This is a genomic window from Hamadaea sp. NPDC051192 (genome assembly GCF_040682475.1).
In the GTDB taxonomy this organism is placed as follows: domain Bacteria; phylum Actinomycetota; class Actinomycetes; order Mycobacteriales; family Micromonosporaceae; genus Hamadaea; species Hamadaea flava.
In genome coordinates, this window is sequence record NZ_JBFBAZ010000155.1 from 1 (window position 1) to 17,648 (window position 17,648).

A 17,648-nucleotide genomic window follows, 5' to 3' on the forward strand; every position below is an offset into this window, starting at 1 on the left:
GGCCAAGTCGTACGCGAGATCGGCCTCGGACCACCGCAGCGGCCCGTCCGGGACGGTGACCCCGGGATCGTCGGCGCTGCCGTGCCCGGGGTCGATGACGATCTGCCGGCCGACCAGCACCGGGCCGTACGCCTGGAAGACCTGCTCCTCCCGGAGCCGCAACGGGGCGCCGCCGACGACCTTGCGGCCGAGCCGGCGCAGCGCGTGCAGCGTCTGGGGGCCGCAGGCCCCGTCCGGCGTCAGGCCGACCTCTCGTTGGAACTGCGCCACCGCTCGCGCCGTACGCGGCCCGTAGACCCCGTCGGCCCGGCCGACGTCGTAGCCCATCTCCAGCAGACGTTCCTGCAGCTGGCGTACGTCGTCGCCGGTGATCGCGTCGGGCACGGCGTGGTAGAGCGTCCGGGCGCCCAGATGCCACTGCGCGGCGAGCAGTGCTCTCCACGTCTCGTCGCCCACTTCGCCGTCGACCGACAATCCGCGGCTCTGCTGGAAAGCCCGCACACCGCGTTCCATGTCGTCGGTGAAGTGGGCAGCGTCATCGGGCTTGTCGACAGCCAGGCTCATGCCCGCGAGGATGCCGCGGATCTCGAGCACAGCCGCGCCCTGGTCGCCCCGCCGGATCGGACGCACGAACCACCTCCTGCCGAAACCTTCCCGGACCCATCCCCCGCACCACGGCCGGCCTAACCAGCGGCGGCGTGTCCGGCTTGCCGGATGTGCGAGGAGAAAGCCCACGGGAGCGTACCGTGCGCGTCGCCGAAAACGGCAGACGAAACGGCTTCGGCCCCGTCAGTGAACGCCGACGGGGCCGAAGAAGCCTGCTGCTGGACTCAGAGAGCCGACTCGATGAGCCGGACCAGGTCGCCCTTGGGCTTCGCACCGGCCACGGACTGCACCGGCTGGCCGCCCTTGAAGATGGTCAGCGTCGGAACCGACATCACCCGGTACGCACGGGTGGTCTCCGGGTTCTCGTCGATGTTGACCTTCACGATGCGTACCCGGTCGCCCATCTCGTTGGCGATCTCCTCCAGCACCGGCGACACCTTGCGGCACGGCTGGCACCACTCGGCCCAGAAGTCCACCAGGACCGGCTTGTCGGACTGGAGCACATCGCTGACGAAAGTGTCGTCGGTGACGACCTTGGCACCCATGGGGGTCTCCTTTGCGGTTGGCGCTGATCAGTGGAGGTGGGCCAGCCAGCGCTCGGCGTCGAGCGCGGCGGCGCAGCCGGAGCCGGCCGCGGTGATGGCCTGGCGGTAGGTGTGGTCTACCAGGTCGCCGGCGGCGAAGACGCCGGGCAGGTTCGTATAGGTCGATTGGCCCTGGGTGACGACGTAGCCGTCGTCGTCCAGCTCCACCTGGCCCCGGAACAGCTCGCTGCGGGGGTCGTGGCCGATCGCCACGAAGACGCCGGTCACGTCGAGCTTGCGCTGCTCGCCGGTGACGGTGTCGTGCAGCGTGACGCCGGTGACCTTGCCGTCGGAACCGAAGATCTCGTCGATCGCGGAGTTCCAGGCGACCTTGATCTTCGGGTTGGCCAGGGCGCGCTCGGCCATGATCTTGCTGGCGCGGAACTCGTCGCGACGGTGGACGATCGTCACGGTCTCGGCGAACTTCGTCAGGAAGGTCGCCTCCTCCATCGCGGAGTCGCCGCCGCCCACGACCACGATGTGGTGGTCGCGGAAGAAGAAGCCGTCACAGGTCGCGCAGGACGACACGCCGTGGCCCAGGAACTCCTGCTCCCCCGGTACGCCCAGCGGCCGCCAGGCCGAGCCGGTGCTGAGGATGACCGCGCGGGCGGCGTACTCCGTCTCGCCGACCCAGACCTTCTTCACGTCACCGCTCAGGTCGACGCGGGTGGCGTTGTCGGTCAGGAACTCGGCGCCGAAGCGCTCGGCCTGCTTGCGCATCTGGTCCATCAGCTGCGGGCCCATGATCCCGTCCGGGAAGCCGGGGAAGTTCTCGACCTCGGTCGTGGTCATGAGCGCGCCGCCGGATTCGAAGCCCTCGATCACGAGCGGATTCAGGTTCGCCCGCGCGGCATAGACCGCCGCCGTGTATCCGGCGGGACCGGATCCGATGATGATCAAGTTCCTGACGTCGCTCACAGTTGCTCCTCGGGCATCTGCCATGGGGACGGACCGCGTCACCGACCCTAGAAACGCCATCGTACGGATGTGGAATTCCCGGGCCGCGCAGGCGTGCGCGAGGTCACCCGACGCGCTTGCTCACCACGAGGTCAGCATTGTTCCCCACGCCGCAGTCCGGCCCGGCCACCGCCACCCAGCGGGCGTCGTCGGCGGTACGCGTCACCACGATCAGCGCGGGGGAACCGGCGTACCGGGCGTAGTCGACGCCGACCACCGTGCCGGGCACCTGCTGGGTGACCCAGGTCAGGCAGCGGCTCAGGTCGGCCTCGGTGAGCAGCCGGGACAGCGCGTCCGGCACCGGCGACGCGAAGGAGGAGAACGGGGCGGGCGCGCCCGACGCCGACTTCTCCGGGCTGGTCTCGGTCGCCCGCAGGGTGTTGGCGTTGCCGAAGTCGGTCGCCAGCACCAACGTGGTCTCGGAATAGTCGCGGCCGGTGGCGAACCGGGCGGCGGACGCGGCTTCGGTATCCGGTGCTGACATGGGGGCGTTGGCGCTGCCGCCGCTGTCGTTGGCCGCGTCGGTCAGCGGGCGCAACGCCGAGATACCGATCCCCAACGCGGCGAGGATGACGAGACCGACCAGCACCGGCGCCCAGCGGCGGCGACGAGTGGCCGCCCGCCCGGCCGGGCGGTTGTCCGCCGGACGGTTGTCGACCGGCCGGGTCGGGCCGTTCGGATCGGGCGCCCCGATCGGCGGCTCGGCCAGCAGCGTCGCCTCCAGCCGGCCCCAGACGTCGTCCGGCATCGTCTCCGATTCGCCGCCGAGCGTACGTAGCCGGCCCTGGACGTCGTCCGTGGCGGCGACGAGGTCGGCGTGTGCGGCTGCCCACGTGATGTCGGTCCGGATCCGCTCGCTGACCTGGTCGGCCTCCGGCGTGCCGTCGAGCGCCCCGCCGACGTAATCGGCGAGCAGATCGAGGTCGGGCTGGTTGATGGGGCTCATGCCGACCGACCTCCCGCCTGATCTAGCCCTGCCCGTGATATGCCTGAGACGTCGCCGTGACCAGGTGGGTTCCCGCCGTTACGTAGGTCACTCAGCATCGTCGCGAGCCGGGCTCTGCCACGGGAGCAGCGGCTCTTCACGGTACCTTCGGCGACGCCCAAGATCGTGGCGACTTCCGCGACCGGATACCCCTGGACGTCGACCAGGATCAGGGCGGCTCGCTGCTCCTCGGGGAGCTGGGCCAGCGCCTGGCGTACGACGAGGTGGGTGTCGTGGTCGATCACCGGGGAGGCGGGCTCGGGGCGGCGTCGGCCCTCGTCCTCCGTCGACTCGCCAGGCAACGGGACGGTCGGCCGGGCCTGCCGGCGGCGTACTCGGTCGAGGCACGAGTTCACGACGATGCGGTGCAGCCAGGTGGTCACGGCCGCCTCGCCTCGATAGCCTTCGGCCGACCGGTACGCCTTGAGCAGCGCGTCCTGGAGCGCGTCGGCGGCTTCCTCCCGGTCGTGCAGCGTACGCACGGCGACGGCCCACAGCCGGTCCCGGTGCCGCCGGACGAGTTCGGCGAAGGCCTCGCGATCTCCGGCGACGTGCGCGGCCAGCAGATCCTCGTCCGACAGCGGAAGCATCACTTCACCCGGACCGTGATCTCCTGAACGCCGATCTGGTACCGGTTGGAGCCGTCTTCCGGGTCGCGGGGGATCCCGCTGATCCACAGCACGAGGTAGCGGACCTGGGCGGCGTCCTCGGTGCTGAACACCATGTTGGTGCCGTTGAACTCGTCGAGCGCCCCGCCGATCTGCGTGAACGAGGTCAGCGCGCCCTGGTCGGGGACCGTGTTGCCGCCGAGCAGCTTCACGGAGGCGCCGTTGTCGGACAGCACGACGGTGACGTCGGCGACCGCCTTGGCCGCGCCGAGGTCGATGACCAGGCCCATGCCGGGCTTGATCCCGCCGGGGCCGAAGTTCTGGTTGTAGTGGTCGGTCTTCCAGCCGGTGCTCTTCTTGCCGTCGACCGCGTTGCCGAGCCCGGCGGTCTCGTCCTTGCCGCCGTAGGGGTCGAACAGGCCGATCTGCGATCCGGTCAGGGTGTAGACCACCGGGTCCACCACCGGCGTGGCGGCGGAGGAGGGACCGGCGCTCGTCGTCGGGCCACCACCGCCAGGCTCGTCCTTGCTGGTCAGCGCCTTGGCGCTCAGGGTCAGCCCGACGATGGCCAGCACGACCGCCGCGGCGACGCCGTACATGAGTTTGCGGGGCGCCTGCCGGGGCGGCTCGGGCAGCGAATCGCTGAACCGCAGCGGGCCGTAGCCGCGCTCCTCGGGACCGACGTCGAGCCGGCCGAGTTCGGCGGCCAGCACGTCGGCGCTCGGGAGCGTCACCTTCGGGTCGAGCAGGTCGTAGACCAGGTCGTCGATGTGCGTCGGAATCCCCGCGCGCACCTGGCGAGGAGCGGCCAGTACGCCGTATTCGTCGCGGACCGCGTCTGGCAGGGCGGTCGGCCCCGCCTCCTTCTGCGGCCACTGCTCGGTCAGCGCGTAGTAGAGCAGGCCGCCGATGGCCCGGACGTCGCCGTCGTTGGTCGCCGAACCGGCGCGGGCGTCGGTCAGCACCACTCGGCCGTCGTCGGCCATGAGCACCGTGCCGGGGTGGATGTTGCCGTGCGCCATGCCGCTGGCGTGCAACGCCGACGCGGCGTCGGCGACCGCGTGGCTGATGCTGATCGCGCGATCGGCGTCGAGCGCGCCGTCGGGTTCGACCATCTGCCGCAGCGAGACGCCCTCGATCCACTCCCGGACGACGTAGGCCCGGTCGACCTCGTCGATCGCGTCGTAGACGCCGATGAGGTTCGGATGTACGACCCGGCTCGCCGTCACGGCGGCCGCCAACATCTCCTGAGCGGCGTCGCCGCCCGGCGCGCGCAGCACGACCGCGATCGGGCGCAGCAGCATGATGTCGACGCCACGCCAGACCTGCCGGCCTGCGGCGTCATTGTTGATGTGCTCTTCGAGGCGGTAGCGCTCGGCCAGGACCTCGCCCACGTCGGCCGCCCGCACGGCGGCGGGCGGACTGTCCGAGTCGGCATCGGCGCCCGCGGCGAACTCGGCTTCCGCAGGCGGCTGGTCTGCTGGGCGGCGTTCCCGCTCCGCCACCGGCTGACCTTCGTCGACCTGGGTCACCCCGTCCTCCCTCGGTGCTGGGCCATCTGCGGACTGGCGGTCTCGCTCATCTCGTAGCCTAAGCGCTCTCGGCGCACACTGGGTGCGACCTTACCGGTCTGAAACAAACTCGCGACACCTTGCCGTCCTCCGGCGGGTGGATCAAGCCGAAGATGTCGTATTTGGACCTACAAAGCCCCTAGATCCGGAAAACTTGGATGAAGCCGGATGGAAGGGGGCAGCGTGAGCGCTGAGCAAGTGGCGGCAGTCAAATCCGGGTACGCCTTCGACGGCCCCGCGTTGGATCTCGGCGCGCTCGTCGTGGACGGCTCCGTGGACGCGTCCGCCCCGATTCGCGTACCGCTGGCCCTGCTGAACCGGCATGGTCTGGTAGCCGGGGCGACGGGCACCGGTAAGACGAAGACGCTTCAGGTCATGGCTGAACAGTTGAGTGCGGCCGGCGTATCGGTGTTTCTGGCCGACATCAAGGGCGACGTCAGCGGAATGGCGGTCGCGGGCGAGGCCAACGACAAGATCACCGCTCGCATGCGGGAGATGGGCCAGGAGTGGACGCCGACGGCGTACCCGGCCGAGTTCTTCACGCTGGGCGGGCGGGGCGCCGGAACGCCCATCCGGGCGACGGTGACGAGCTTCGGGCCGATCCTGCTCAGCAAGGTGCTCGGGCTGACCGACGTCCAGTCGTCCTCGCTCAACCTGGTCTTCCACTACGCCGACAAGAAGGGGCTGCCCCTGCTGGATCTGAAGGACCTCCGGTCGGTGATCCAGTTCCTCGGCTCCGACGAGGGCGCGGCGGAGCTGAAGAGCCTGGGTGGGCTGGCGAAGCAGACCGCGGGCGTCCTCTTGCGTGAGCTGATCGCCTTCTCGGACGCGGGCGCGGAGGACTTCTTCGGCGAGCCCGAGTTCGCCAGCGCGGACCTGCTCCGGACCACTCCGGACGGCAAGGGCGTGGTGTCCATCCTCGAACTGCCCGGGGTCGTGCAGCAGCCCGCGCTCTTCTCCTCCTTCCTGATGTGGCTGCTCGCCGACCTGTTCCAGGATCTGCCCGAGGTGGGCGACCCGGACAAGCCCAAGCTCTGCTTCTTCTTCGACGAGGCGCACCTGCTCTTCAAGGACGCGTCCAAGTCGTTCCTGGAGTCGATCACCCAGACCGTCCGGCTCATCCGGTCCAAGGGCGTGGGCGTCTTCTTCGTCACCCAGACCCCGAAGGACGTGCATCCCGACGTGCTGGCGCAGCTCGGCAACCGGGTACAGCACGCGCTGCGGGCGTACACGCCGGACGACGCGAAGGCGCTCAAGGCGACCGCATCGACCTTCCCCAAGTCGGAGTACGACCTGGAAGCGGTGCTCACCCAGCTCGGCACCGGCGAGGCGATCGTCACCGTCCTCGGGGAGAAAGGCGCCCCGACGCCGGTCGCGTGGACCCGCCTCCGAGCGCCGCAGTCGCTGATGGCCGCGGCCCCGGCCACCCTGCTGGAGGAGAGCACGAAGAACTCTCCGCTCTACTCGAAGTACGCCGAAGCCGTGGATCGGGAATCGGCGTACGAGATGCTGCTGTCCCGGTTGAATCCACAGGTCACCACGCCTGAGGAAGGTAGTTATCCACAGGGTGGTCCACAGGCTGAGGCGCCGAAGTCGGCCAAGGCGACGAAGGCGGCGAAGCCGGAGCCGGGCATGGTGGAGCAGGTGCTGAAGTCCCGGACGACCCAGAACTTGATCAAGGGCGCGGCCGCGGCGGCGGGGGCCGCCATCGTCCGCTCCATCTTCGGAACGGCTCGCCGAGCCAAGAAGTGAGCAGTGCTCTTGACGACTAGCGGCGGATCAGCTTTCGGCGTACCCGCTGGAGGAGGTCGAAGACCTCGTCGATCTCGCGGATCCGCAGCGCCTTCGCGGCCGCGAGGTAGGCCACGACGATCAGCCCGCCGCCCAGGATGAGCTGGACCCAGGCGCTGTCGACGCCCACCGCCCGCAGGCCGAGCGTGGAGCCCCAGCCGACGAGACCGGCCGCGATCATGGCGGCCGCCACCCGCGCGAGGACCATCGCCGTGCCGCCGAGGCCCAGCGGACCGATCCGGTTGCGCAGCTGCCAGGCGCTGAGCCCGATCGCGAGGAGGTAGGAGATGCCGTTGCCGAGCATCACGCCGCCGGCGGCGAGCGAGCCGAACAGGACCACCTGGACGATGATGCGCAGCAGTACGACCGGGATGTTGAGGACCGCGGGCGTCTTCGTGTCGGGCAGCGCGTAGAAGGCGAACGTGAAGAGCTGGCTGAGAGAGAACGGGATCAGCGAGATGCCGGCCATGACCAGCACCGCCGCGCCGTCGTTCGCGTTCTCGGCGGTGAACGCGCCGCGGACGAACAACGCGGTCATCGTGGGCCCGGCGAGGAAGACGAAGACCACCGCGATCGGCGCGAGCACCGCCGACGTGGTGCGGACGCCCTTGGCGAGGTCCTCGACGACGTCGCCGAGGCGACCGGCGGCCGACGCGGCGGACATGCGCGGCATGAGCGCGGTGACGATCGAGACGGCGACGATCCCGTGCGCCATCATCATCAGCAGGAAGACGTTGTTGTAGATCAGCAGGCTGTTGCCGCTGAGCAGGCGGAGCAGGACCAGTACGCCGATCTGGCTGACCGCGACGTAGCAGAACATCCAGCCGCCGAGGTGGCCCAGGTGCCGCAGCCCGAGGGCTCGGAAGTCGAACCGTGCGCGCCAGCGGAACCCGGCCCGGCGCAGCGCCGGGAGCAGGCCGGCCGTCTGGAGGATGATGCCGAGCAGCGTGCCGCCGCCGAGCAGGACGACCATCCCCGGACTGACGTCGCCGGCCTGCCGGGCCACCGCCCCGAAGAACGCGATGAACAGCGCGCACGTCGTGATCACGACGACGTTGTTGAGGATCGGCGTCCACATCGGCGGGCCGAAGCTGCCACGAGTGTTCAGGTACGCCGCCAGGATGGCCGAGATCCCGAAGAAGAAGATGGCCGGCAGGGTGAAGTAGGACAGCGCGGTGACGAGTTCCCGGTAGTCCTGCCCGGTGTCGGCGGTCGTGAAGATGATCGTGAGGATCGGCGCGCAGAGGGTGGCGATGACGGCCGCGCCGCCGAGCACCAGGGCGGCCAGCGTGAGCAGCCGCTGGGCGTACGCCTCTCCCCCGTCGGGGTCACGATCGCGGGCCCGGACGAGCACCGGGACGACGACGCTGGACAGGACGCCGCCGATGAGGAACTCGTAGACCATGCCGGGGAAGAACTGCGCCGCCGTGTACGCGTCGCCGAGTCCCAACGCGGCCCCACCGAGCGCTGCCGCGATCATCGCCGTACGCAGGAAGCCCGTGCCCCGGCTGACCAGCGACCCGATCGCCATCAGGGCGGAGTTGCCCGCGGCGGTGTTGCCCTCCGGCGGCTTCGGGGCCTCCGTCGTCCGTGCGGGGGCGGCGGGCGGCGGCTGATTCCGGGTGGGGCGGATCTGCGGCACGATCATCGTCCGCTCGGCGGCGGCTTCGGTCTCCCCGGCCGGGGACGGATCGCTGATCCGGGGCAGCAACACGGTCGAATCCGGATCGATCCGGGGAAACGTCCCCGTCTCGTCCCAGGGGAACCAGTCGTGCTCGGGATCTCTGCTCACCGCGCCACCCTAACGGCTCGCGCGACGCTCCGCTTTCACGCCGCTCCTAGGTGATCAAGGCCCGGTTCCTGAGGTGATCAAAGCGATCCGGGGCGCGAGCGCACCGCACCCGCCCGGTAGGCTGGCTGACCGATGTCGAACACGAACGACCTGACCACCGCCCAGCGCGAAGCCGTGCACGCGCTGCTGGCGCGTTTTCCCGTGGCCGACGAACTGGGCCGCCGGTTCGCCCAGGCCGGGCACGACATCCACCTCGTCGGCGGCTCCGTCCGCGACGCGCTCCTGGGCCGCCTCGGCGATGATCTCGACTTCTGCACCGACGCACATCCGGACGAGACGCTGCGCATCGTCAAGGGCTGGGCCGAGGCCACCTGGGAGACCGGGCGGGAGTTCGGCACGATCGGGGCGTTCCGCGACGGGCTGCGCCTGGAGATCACGACCTATCGGGCGGAGTCCTACGACGGCGTCAGCCGCAACCCGGCGGTGCAGTACGGCACCTCGCTCTCCGATGATCTGAGCCGTCGCGACTTCAGCATCAACGCGATGGCCGTCAGCCTGCACGATCACCGGTTCACCGACCTCTACGGCGGACTCCGGGATCTGCACGAGCGGATGATCCGGACGCCGAAGGCCCCCGAGCAGAGCTTCGGCGACGATCCGCTGCGGATGCTGCGCGCCGCCCGATTCGCCGCCCAACTCCGCTTCGTCGTCGACGAGCCGGTCATCCGCGCGATGTCCGACATGTCGGGGCAGCTCACCCGGATCACGGCGGAACGCGTACGGGAGGAGTTCAGCAAGCTCCTGCTCGGCGAGGACCCGGTGACCGGCCTGCGGTTGCTGGTCGAGACCGGGCTGGCGGAGATCTTCCTCCCGGAGCTGACCGAGCTGAAGATGGAGATCGACGAGCACGCCCAACACAAGGACGTCTACGAGCACACCCTGACGGTGGTGCAGAACGCGGTGAACCTCGACATCGCCGACGGCGGGCCCGACCTGGTGCTGCGCCTGGCCGCGCTGCTGCACGACATCGGCAAGCCGGCGACCAAGGCGGTCGGCTCCGACGGCCGGGTCAGCTTCCACCATCACGAGCTGGTCGGCGCACGGATGGCCAAGCACCGGCTCAAGCTGCTCAAGTACCCCAAGGACGTGATCAGCCCGGTGGTCGGCCTGATCACGCTGCACCTGCGCTTTTATGGCTACGGCCGCGGGGAGTGGACCGACTCGGCCGTCCGCCGCTACGTCCACGACGCCAGCGAGCTGCTCGCCCGCCTCCACAAGCTCACCCGGTCGGACTGCACGACCCGGAACCGGCGCAAGGCCGCGCAACTCGCCGCCGACTACGACGCGCTCGAAGAGCGCATCGCCCGGATCGCCGCCGAGGAGGACCTGGCCAAGGTCCGGCCCGACCTCGACGGCAACGCGATCATGGAGTTGCTCGGGCTGCCGCCGGGCCCGCTGGTGGGCAAGGCCTGGAAGCATCTCAAAGAGGTACGCCTGGAGCGGGGCCCGCTCAGTCAGGACGAGGCCGAGCACGAACTGCGCGCCTGGGCCGAGGACAACCTCTAGGCCGACTCCGCCTTTTCGGAGGGGGCCGGCCCGGCTCGCCGCCGCCGCAGTAGGCCGCCGTACCACGCGGCGAGCAGGGCGTACCCGATCGCGATGCCGATGAGGGCACCCGCCGAGCGTCCGTTGGGCGGGAGGGTCAGCGCCGCGAGGAACAGCCCGAGCACCATGACCCCGTTGAAGACGGTGTCGTTCAGGCTGAAGATGCGGCCTCGATAGTCGTCCTCGCACTCGTGCTGCAACGTCGCGTCCACGATGATCTTCATGCTCTGCGACGCGATGTTCATCAGCGCGGCCGCCACCAGCAGCAGCGGGGCGATGAAGGGCAGCCCGAGGGCGACGATCGCGACGGCGATCCCGGCGAGCAGCAGGGTGATCCAGCGTTGGGGGCCGAATCGGCGGCTCGCAGCCGGGGTGATCACGGCGGCGATGCCGGCGCCGGCCGCGCCCGCGATGACGACCTGACCGAGCGACCACAGCGACTGCGTCGTGTGGTTCGCGGTGCCGTGGCCGAAATACCGGCTGTAGAGCAGCAGCACGGCCAGGGTGAGATAGCCGTAGAGGAACCGATGCCCGCCGGTCAGCAACATCGCGCGGGCCGCGGGCGGCCGCTCGGCGAGGTGCCGCAGACCGCGGATCATTCCCCGGGCGACGTCGACGACGGCGGTCCACACCCCGATCGCCGGCCGCTCGTCGTCTTCCGGGCCGAGCGTGCCCGGCCGGAAGGAGACGTACGTGAGCACGCCGGACGCGAGGTAGCCGAGTGCGGCGAAAGCAGCGATCCCGGCGTACCCGTGCTGGGTGGTGTGCACGACCGAGGTGGCGACCAACGCCGCCGACGTGAACAGCCCGATCGAGTAGCAGATCGTGCCGGCGGTCGAGGCCAGTGCGTTCGCCGTGACCAGCCGGGAGTCCTCGACCACCTTCGGCAGCGACGCGGACAGCCCGGCCAGGAAGAAGCGGTTGATCGCGATCACGAGCAAAGCGGCCAGGCCGAAGCTAGGCCCTTGGTCGCCGATCCAGATCAAGGCCACCGCCGGAACGACCAGCACCGCTCGGCTCAGGTTCGCCAGCGCCAGCGCGATCCGGCGGTCCCAGCGGTCCAGGAACACCCCGATGAACGGTCCCAGCAGCGAGTACGGCAGCAGCAGCATGGCGAAGCCCGAGGCCACCGCCAAGGCGCTGGACTGCTTCGACGGATTGAACAGCAGCGAACCGGCCAACCCGGCCTGGAACCAGCCGTCGGAGAGCTGACTGAGCAGCCGGACGGTGAGCAGCCGGCGGAATTCCCGAGCGCCGAGGATGGCCCGCAGATAGTGGCCGTCGACCTTGCGCTCCAGGTCAGCGGCGACGGCGGACGAGGTGGTCGGCGGTGGCACGCGACCAGCGTATGTGAAAGAACGGCGAATCGTGACCTGCAGCACGAGCTGTTCACCCGCTCGCCGGGCGGCAGAATCGGACTATTCGACCAGCCAGGCTCGGACTATTCGACCAGCCAAGCGATGGCTCGGATGGCGCCGATCCCGGCGAGGACGACGACGATGCCGAGGGCGATCGCGGTGAACAGACACGGGCCCAGCGAGCCGCGGGTCTTCGCCGGGGCGCGGTAGGAGCCCACCCAGATCTCCGGCGGCCCGGAGTGCTCGGCCTCGGCGAGCAGCTCGCTCAGGCGCTGCTGAATCGGCTCGGCCAGCGTCGCCGGGTCGCCGGTCCACCGCAGGAGGCGTACGCGGGACCAGGGGTTGGTGTGGACTCGGGCGAACGCGGCGAGTTCGTCAGGGCGTACCTCGTCGGTCAGGAAACCCCAGCGGCCGGCTTCGGCGAGGTTGCCGGTCTGCCGATAGACCGAGCAGAGCAGCCGGTAGATCTCCAGGTCGTCCGGATGCGAGGCGACGAGCGTCCGTAACCGCTGCGTGGCCGGGTAGGTATGACCAGCGGCAAGGTCCCGCTTGACCCGGGCGAGGACATCGGCTTTTGCCACTCACACATGATCTGGGTTGACGACTGTGGATGCTAGGCGCGAATGTAACGAAACCGCAACACAGCTCTCAGAAGATCTGAAGGATGGTCACAGCGCCCAGGACGGCCAGTGCCACGACGACCACGGCTCCGGCGATGAGCGCGGCGGCGGTCAGGAACCGATGCCGGTGCGGTCGCTCCTCGGCGGGAGCGGGGACCTCCTCGGCGGCCGCCTCAGTCAGCTCGACGAGCCGCCGCCGGGCGTGCTCGGTCGGAGCCAGGTCGGCCGTTCCGTGCCAGCGAAGCGCGGCCAGCCGGCGCGGCGCGGACGGGAACGCCCGCTCGAACGCGGCCGTCTCGGCCGGCTCAGCGGTCGGGTTGAGGTAGTCCCAGCGACCGGCTTCGACGGCGTTGCCGGTCATCCGGTGCACGGCGGCGAGGCGATGACGCAGATCCAGGTCATGCGGGTACGCGTTGACCAGGCTGCTCAGCCTCTGGATGGCGGGCTGGGTGTGACCACGGGCGAGATCCACCGCGACCTTGTCCAGCACGGGTGCCTTAGGCATAAGCCCACTGTGACAGGAACCCGACGATCCGGTAAAGGCCTTCTTGCCGGGTTCCCTGCTGCGTGACTAATTGATGACTCTCAGTGGAAGTTGACGTTGTGCAGGCGAGCCTTGTAGAACTCGGCGCCGTAGGACAGCGAGCGCGTGAACGACTTCACCCCGGCGGAGTCGAAGAACTGGACGCTGGGGCTGACCCAGTTCCGGGTGTCCCCGTGGTAGGTCGAGCCGGTGGCCTGCACCCAGAAACCCTCGCCCGAACTGTGCTGCGAGTAGGACTTCACCGAGTTGTCGGCGTACGCCTGAGTCACCGCGTACGTCGTCTTGTCGATCGTCATGACCTTGCTGCCGTCCGTCGCGAGCAGCCGGTTGCTGTCGGAGTAGCTGGCGTCGAGGCTGTGCCCGAGGTGCGCGCCGATCGAGATGGAGCGTGACAGCGCCAGGCGGGTGGACCGATAGGTGCCCGACACGGTGTAGATGCGCGCGTAGTCCTGGCCGATCGCCCACAGCTTGCCGGCGACGTCGTCCCACCAGACGCCGTGCGCGCCGGCGAAGGAGATCGTCTGGACCAGTGCCAGCGTGCTCGGGTCGCTGATGGCGGTGGGGCCGTAGAGATAGAGGTATCCGCCGGAGGAGGCCACCACGATCGCGCCGATGTTGGGGATGCGCTCGATGGCGTGCGGGTTGTTGCCCGGCGTCGCCGACCAGAGCACGTCGTTGAGTTCCTGCGCGGCCTCGGTGGTCTTGTCGACGATGCCGACCCTGCCGCCGGACGCCGTTACGAGGGCGACCTCGCCGAACGCCGCGGTGTTGCGGAACTTCACGTCCGACAGGTTCGACCAGCCGTTCGCCGTACCCGGGCTGAAGCTCCACTTCAGCGTCGACGTGCTCCACGCCGAACCGGACGGGTAGATCTGGATCTGATTGTGGTACTGCTCGCAGACGGCCACGTCATAAGCGGCGTACGCCTGGGCCGGTGACTCGCCGAGCAGCGCAGCGGCCGGAGCGGCCGCAGCCGCAGCGGCGGCGGCTTTGAAAATCGTCCTTCTACGCAAAGCATCCTCCCCAGAAAATCCTGAATGGACCTTGCCGGGGAGGATGCTATCCCGTCGATCTGTTCGGCGGGGTGGTTCAGCGCTCGACCTCGCCACGGATGAAGGCCTCGACGGCCTCGTGCGCGTCGTGGTCGTTGTACTGCACCGGCGGCGACTTCATGAAGTAGCTCGACGCCGACAGGATCGGGCCGCCGATCTTGCGGTCGAGGGCGATCTTCGCCGCGCGTACCGCGTCGATGATGACGCCGGCCGAGTTCGGCGAGTCCCACACCTCGAGCTTGAGCTCGGCGTTCAGCGGAACGTCGCCGAAGGCGCGACCCTCGAGCCGGATGTAGGCCCACTTGCGGTCCGACAGCCACGGCACGTGGTCCGACGGTCCGATGTGTACATCGCCCTTGTTGATCTCGTGCGGGATCTGGGACGTGACCGACTGGGTCTTCGAGATCTTCTTCGAGACCAGGCGGGTGCGCTCCAGCATGTTCATGAAGTCCATGTTCCCGCCGAAGTTCAGCTGGTAGGTCCGCAGCAGCTCCACGCCGCGGTCCTCGAACAGCTTCGCCAGCGCGCGGTGCACGATGGTCGCACCGACCTGGGACTTGATGTCGTCGCCGACGATCGGCAGACCGGCGTCTTCGAACTTCTTCGCCCACACCGGGTCCGAAGCGATGAAGACCGGCAGCGCGTTCACGAAGGCGCAACCGGCGTCGATCGCCGCCTGCGCGTAGAACTTGTCGGCGACCTCCGAACCGACCGGCAGGTAGGAGACCACGACGTCGACCTTGGCCGCCCGCAGCGCCTCGGCCACGTCGACCGGCGTCTCGTCGGACTCCTGCACGATCTCCTGGTAGTACTGGCCCAGCCCGTCGTGCGTCGGACCGCGCTGGACGGTCACGCCCGTCGGCGGCACGTCGCAGAGCTTGATCGTGTTGTTCTCGCTGGCCACGATGGCCGCGGCGAGATCCTGGCCGACCTTCTTCGCATCGACGTCGAACGCCGCGACGAACTCGACGTCACGAACGTGGTATCCCCCGAAATCGACATGCATAAGACCCGGTACGCGCTCGCTGGGGTCGGCGTTGCGGTAGTACTCGACGCCCTGAACCAGGGACGAGGCGCAGTTGCCGACGCCGACGATGGCTACGCGGACGGAACCCATCTGGGTGCCTCCTTCTTGTTCACATCCGCCTCGGCGTCTGGCCAGGCGGTTCTTCTTCGTGGCCCGGTTGGACCGCGGAAGTCTGGGGATCGGTCGCGCTCTCGGCGCGTTGCGACGGCGGCCGGCCGGACCGCTCGTTGGCGATCAGCTCCTCCAGCCAGCGCACCTCGCGCTCGGCCGCGTCGAGGCCGTGCCGTTGCAGTTCCAGCGTGTACGCGTCGACGCGCTCCGCGGCGCGGGCGAGCACGTCGCGCAGCCCTTCGCGGCGTTCTTCGACCTTGCGGCGGCGGCCTTCGAGGATGCGCAGCCGGATCTCCGCGTCGGTCCGGGCGAAGAAGGCGAAGTGCACCCCGAACCCGGGATCGTCGAAGGTCTCCGGGCCGGTCTGGGCGAGCAGCTCCTGGAAGCGCTCCTTGCCCTCGGCTGTGATCTTGTACACGACTCGGCCACGCCGGCTGGTCAGCGGCGGGACCGCTTCGTCGTCGGCCGAACTCTCGCCCGCCTCGGCAATCCAGCCGCTGGCCTGCAGCCGCCGGAGAGTCGGGTAGAGGGAGCCGTAGCTGATGGCCGCCCGCATCGGGCCGATCTTGAGAGCAAGCTGTTTCCGCAGCTCATAGCCGTGCATGGGGGCCTCGTGGAGGATGCCGAGGATGGCCAGGTCGAGCACGCTTGCCCTCCTTCCCCGCTGCGTTCGGCGCCGATGTATCGGCCCGATACATCCGTAGGTTAGAACGCGAAGATACCCCGAAGCAATCCTTGGGAACCGGTGGGCTCGTCATACTGTGGCGGAAAGATCACGCGGGCCGTCGGCTGGTCACTTACCGTCACGGATGTCGCGGGCGTCCGGTGGAGCCGTTACCCTTCTGAAGCATGCGGACGCAACGGCAGGTAGTTGACTATGCGTTACAGCGCCGTGCGCTGTTACGCGAGGTCTATGCCGGCCACGTCGGGACCTATGAGGTCTGCGACGCCTCGTCCTATTTGAAGACCGCGGCTCGTTATCACGGTGAGGCGACCGAGGAGCTGTGCCCCATCTGCCGGCGCGAGTTCGTCACGTACGTCCACTACATCTACGGTGACGAGTTGAAGCAGTCGGCTGGGCAGGCCCGCTCCCGGGCCGAGCTGGCGAAGCTGGCGACTTCTTTACGCGAATTCCAGGTCTACGTGGTAGAGGTGTGCCGCGGGTGTTCGTGGAACCACCTTGTGGAACAGTTCCTGCTGGGTACCGCGGGTGCGCCCGCGCCCGAAGAAACAACGGGGGCTCTCCCGGCCTCCCCCGGCCGGGCAGCCACGGCGTGAGCCGACCGGTTGAAGCCCCCGCCGCTGTGCCACTCCCGGGTGGTCCGGCGATCCGACCAGGCGGAACCCCCGCCGTGACCGGAACGGTGTGACAGATGAGTTCGTACGGCGACCCCAACGCCGGATGGCCCGGCGACGCCGGCGACGGCCGGCCCGCAGGCTCCGGCAACGCCGGACGCGGCCGAGCACAAGTCAACAGTGATGGCTACGGCTATCAGTACGACGACGACCCCGCTCGCCGAGGTGGACAGCCCTCCCCCTCGGGCCGTCGTGAGGAGTGGCCGGACAACGGCCCCGGCTACGGCCGGGCGGCCGGATCGGCCTCGGTGGGGTCCGCCTCGGTTCCCGGCGCCGCCGGATCTGCCTCCGTTCCCGGCTCGGCCGGACGGGCCTCGGTCGGCCGGGCCGGCGTACCGGGGTCTTCGGGGCGCGCCAGTGTTCCCGGCGCACCAGTGTCGCCCGCCGGGCGGGCGAGCGTACGCGCTCGGGGATATGAGGAGGGACCGGGTGGTGGCGACGGCCGCGGCCCGGGTGGACCCCGCGGTCCCCGGGATCGTGGCGGCGACGGCGGCTCGGGTGGACGGCCGAAGCGGCAGGCGTCCGCCGACAAGGCGAAGAAGGCCAAGCGGACCAAGATCCTGATCGCGTCGTTCGCGGCCTTCCTCATCGTCTTCGGGGTGGGCGCCATCGGCGGCACCTATTACTTCGACAGCGTGAGCGAGCTGACGCCGGAGAACTTCAAGAGCGCGCAGACCACCATGATCATGGCGGGCGACAGCAAGACGCAGCTCGCTCAGCTCGGCTCCGAGAACCGCATCATGGTGCCGATCCTCACCGTCCCGGAGAAGACCCGGCTGGCCATGATCGCCGGCGAGGACAAGGACTTCTTCGAGCACCACGGCATCTCCTACTCCGGCATCATGCGAGCCGCGTGGAAGACGCTGACCACCGACGAGACGCAGGGTGGTTCCACGATCACCCAGCAGTACATCAAGATCGCCACCGATCAGGCCCAGATCTCGTACGCCCGGAAGCTGCGTGAGGCGGTCCTCGCCCGCAAGCTGGAGGACAAGTACGACAAGAACACGATCATGGGCTTCTACCTGAACACCATCGACTTCGGCCGGGGCGCCGTCGGGGTGGAGAAGGCGGCGCAGGC

Annotated in this window: 17 protein-coding genes; 4 read left to right on the forward strand and 13 right to left on the reverse strand. The window is 69.3% G+C overall.

Annotated features, from left to right (window positions below; genetic code table 11):
- The 6 genes from AB0M47_RS36655 to AB0M47_RS36680 all read right to left on the reverse strand — a co-directional run.
- Positions 1 to 630: peptidoglycan-binding protein (locus tag AB0M47_RS36655; RefSeq protein ID WP_363422387.1), on the reverse strand; the 630-nt coding region annotated here is incomplete at its 3' end.
- 200 nt (positions 631 to 830) lie between these two features.
- On the reverse strand, positions 831 to 1,151 hold the full coding sequence (trxA, locus tag AB0M47_RS36660; protein ID WP_253759168.1) for a thioredoxin: 321 nt from the start codon (positions 1,149 to 1,151) through the stop codon (positions 831 to 833).
- Between the two features lie 27 nt (positions 1,152 to 1,178).
- Positions 1,179 to 2,108, reverse strand: a complete 930-nt coding sequence (trxB, locus tag AB0M47_RS36665) for a thioredoxin-disulfide reductase (protein ID WP_363422390.1) — start codon at positions 2,106 to 2,108, stop codon at positions 1,179 to 1,181.
- Positions 2,109 to 2,211: 103 nt separating this feature from the next.
- A complete protein-coding gene (locus tag AB0M47_RS36670; protein ID WP_363422392.1) occupies positions 2,212 to 3,093 on the reverse strand; it encodes a hypothetical protein in 882 nt (293 codons plus the stop codon).
- Entirely contained in the window at positions 3,090 to 3,722 is a 633-nt protein-coding gene (sigM, locus tag AB0M47_RS36675; protein ID WP_363422394.1) for an RNA polymerase sigma factor SigM, read from the reverse strand. Before sigM ends, AB0M47_RS36670 begins: the two co-directional genes overlap by 4 nt.
- The gene (locus tag AB0M47_RS36680) at positions 3,722 to 5,272 is read right to left on the reverse strand and encodes a protein kinase family protein (RefSeq protein ID WP_363422396.1); all 1,551 of its coding nucleotides are present in this window, start codon (positions 5,270 to 5,272) and stop codon (positions 3,722 to 3,724) included. The genes sigM and AB0M47_RS36680 overlap by 1 nt, the downstream gene beginning before the upstream one ends.
- Positions 5,273 to 5,494: 222 nt before the next feature.
- On the opposite strand from AB0M47_RS36680, the gene AB0M47_RS36685 reads away from it, so the two are divergent.
- Positions 5,495 to 7,063 (forward strand): helicase HerA-like domain-containing protein, encoded by a 1,569-nt coding sequence (locus AB0M47_RS36685; protein ID WP_363422398.1) that lies wholly within the window; start codon positions 5,495 to 5,497, stop codon positions 7,061 to 7,063.
- A gap of 16 nt (positions 7,064 to 7,079) precedes the next feature.
- Here the strand turns inward: AB0M47_RS36685 and murJ are convergent, their stop codons facing one another.
- On the reverse strand, positions 7,080 to 8,894 hold the full coding sequence (gene murJ / locus AB0M47_RS36690) for a murein biosynthesis integral membrane protein MurJ (RefSeq protein ID WP_363422400.1): 1,815 nt from the start codon (positions 8,892 to 8,894) through the stop codon (positions 7,080 to 7,082).
- A gap of 132 nt (positions 8,895 to 9,026) precedes the next feature.
- On the opposite strand from murJ, the gene AB0M47_RS36695 reads away from it, so the two are divergent.
- On the forward strand, positions 9,027 to 10,460 hold the full coding sequence (locus tag AB0M47_RS36695; protein WP_363422401.1) for a CCA tRNA nucleotidyltransferase: 1,434 nt from the start codon (positions 9,027 to 9,029) through the stop codon (positions 10,458 to 10,460).
- Here the strand turns inward: AB0M47_RS36695 and AB0M47_RS36700 are convergent.
- The 6 genes from AB0M47_RS36700 to AB0M47_RS36725 all read right to left on the reverse strand — a co-directional run bounded on the left by AB0M47_RS36700 (position 10,457) and on the right by AB0M47_RS36725 (position 15,857).
- Complete coding sequence (locus AB0M47_RS36700; RefSeq protein ID WP_363422403.1) at positions 10,457 to 11,836, reverse strand: MFS transporter; 1,380 nt, start codon at positions 11,834 to 11,836, stop codon at positions 10,457 to 10,459. The genes AB0M47_RS36695 and AB0M47_RS36700 overlap by 4 nt on opposite strands.
- Before the next feature lie 104 nt (positions 11,837 to 11,940).
- Positions 11,941 to 12,438: a DUF6584 family protein gene (locus AB0M47_RS36705; RefSeq protein WP_253759151.1), complete on the reverse strand. Its 498-nt coding sequence runs from the start codon at positions 12,436 to 12,438 to the stop codon at positions 11,941 to 11,943.
- Positions 12,439 to 12,505: 67 nt separating this feature from the next.
- Entirely contained in the window at positions 12,506 to 12,982 is a 477-nt protein-coding gene (locus AB0M47_RS36710; RefSeq protein WP_363422406.1) for a DUF6584 family protein, read from the reverse strand.
- Between the two features lie 80 nt (positions 12,983 to 13,062).
- On the reverse strand, positions 13,063 to 14,034 hold the full coding sequence (locus AB0M47_RS36715; RefSeq protein WP_363422408.1) for a hypothetical protein: 972 nt from the start codon (positions 14,032 to 14,034) through the stop codon (positions 13,063 to 13,065).
- Positions 14,035 to 14,110: 76 nt separating this feature from the next.
- Positions 14,111 to 15,190 (reverse strand): inositol-3-phosphate synthase, encoded by a 1,080-nt coding sequence (locus AB0M47_RS36720; RefSeq protein WP_363422410.1) that lies wholly within the window; start codon positions 15,188 to 15,190, stop codon positions 14,111 to 14,113.
- A 19-nt stretch (positions 15,191 to 15,209) separates the two neighbouring features.
- Complete coding sequence (locus AB0M47_RS36725; protein WP_363422412.1) at positions 15,210 to 15,857, reverse strand: PadR family transcriptional regulator; 648 nt, start codon at positions 15,855 to 15,857, stop codon at positions 15,210 to 15,212.
- A 203-nt stretch (positions 15,858 to 16,060) separates the two neighbouring features.
- On the opposite strand from AB0M47_RS36725, the gene AB0M47_RS36730 reads away from it, so the two are divergent.
- Positions 16,061 to 16,489 carry a DUF5318 family protein gene (locus AB0M47_RS36730; RefSeq protein WP_363422414.1) on the forward strand — a complete coding sequence of 143 codons (429 nt, stop codon included), beginning with the start codon at positions 16,061 to 16,063 and terminating at the stop codon, positions 16,487 to 16,489.
- 95 nt (positions 16,490 to 16,584) lie between these two features.
- The coding region (locus AB0M47_RS36735; protein WP_363422416.1) for a transglycosylase domain-containing protein at positions 16,585 to 17,648 on the forward strand (1,064 nt) is incomplete at its 3' end.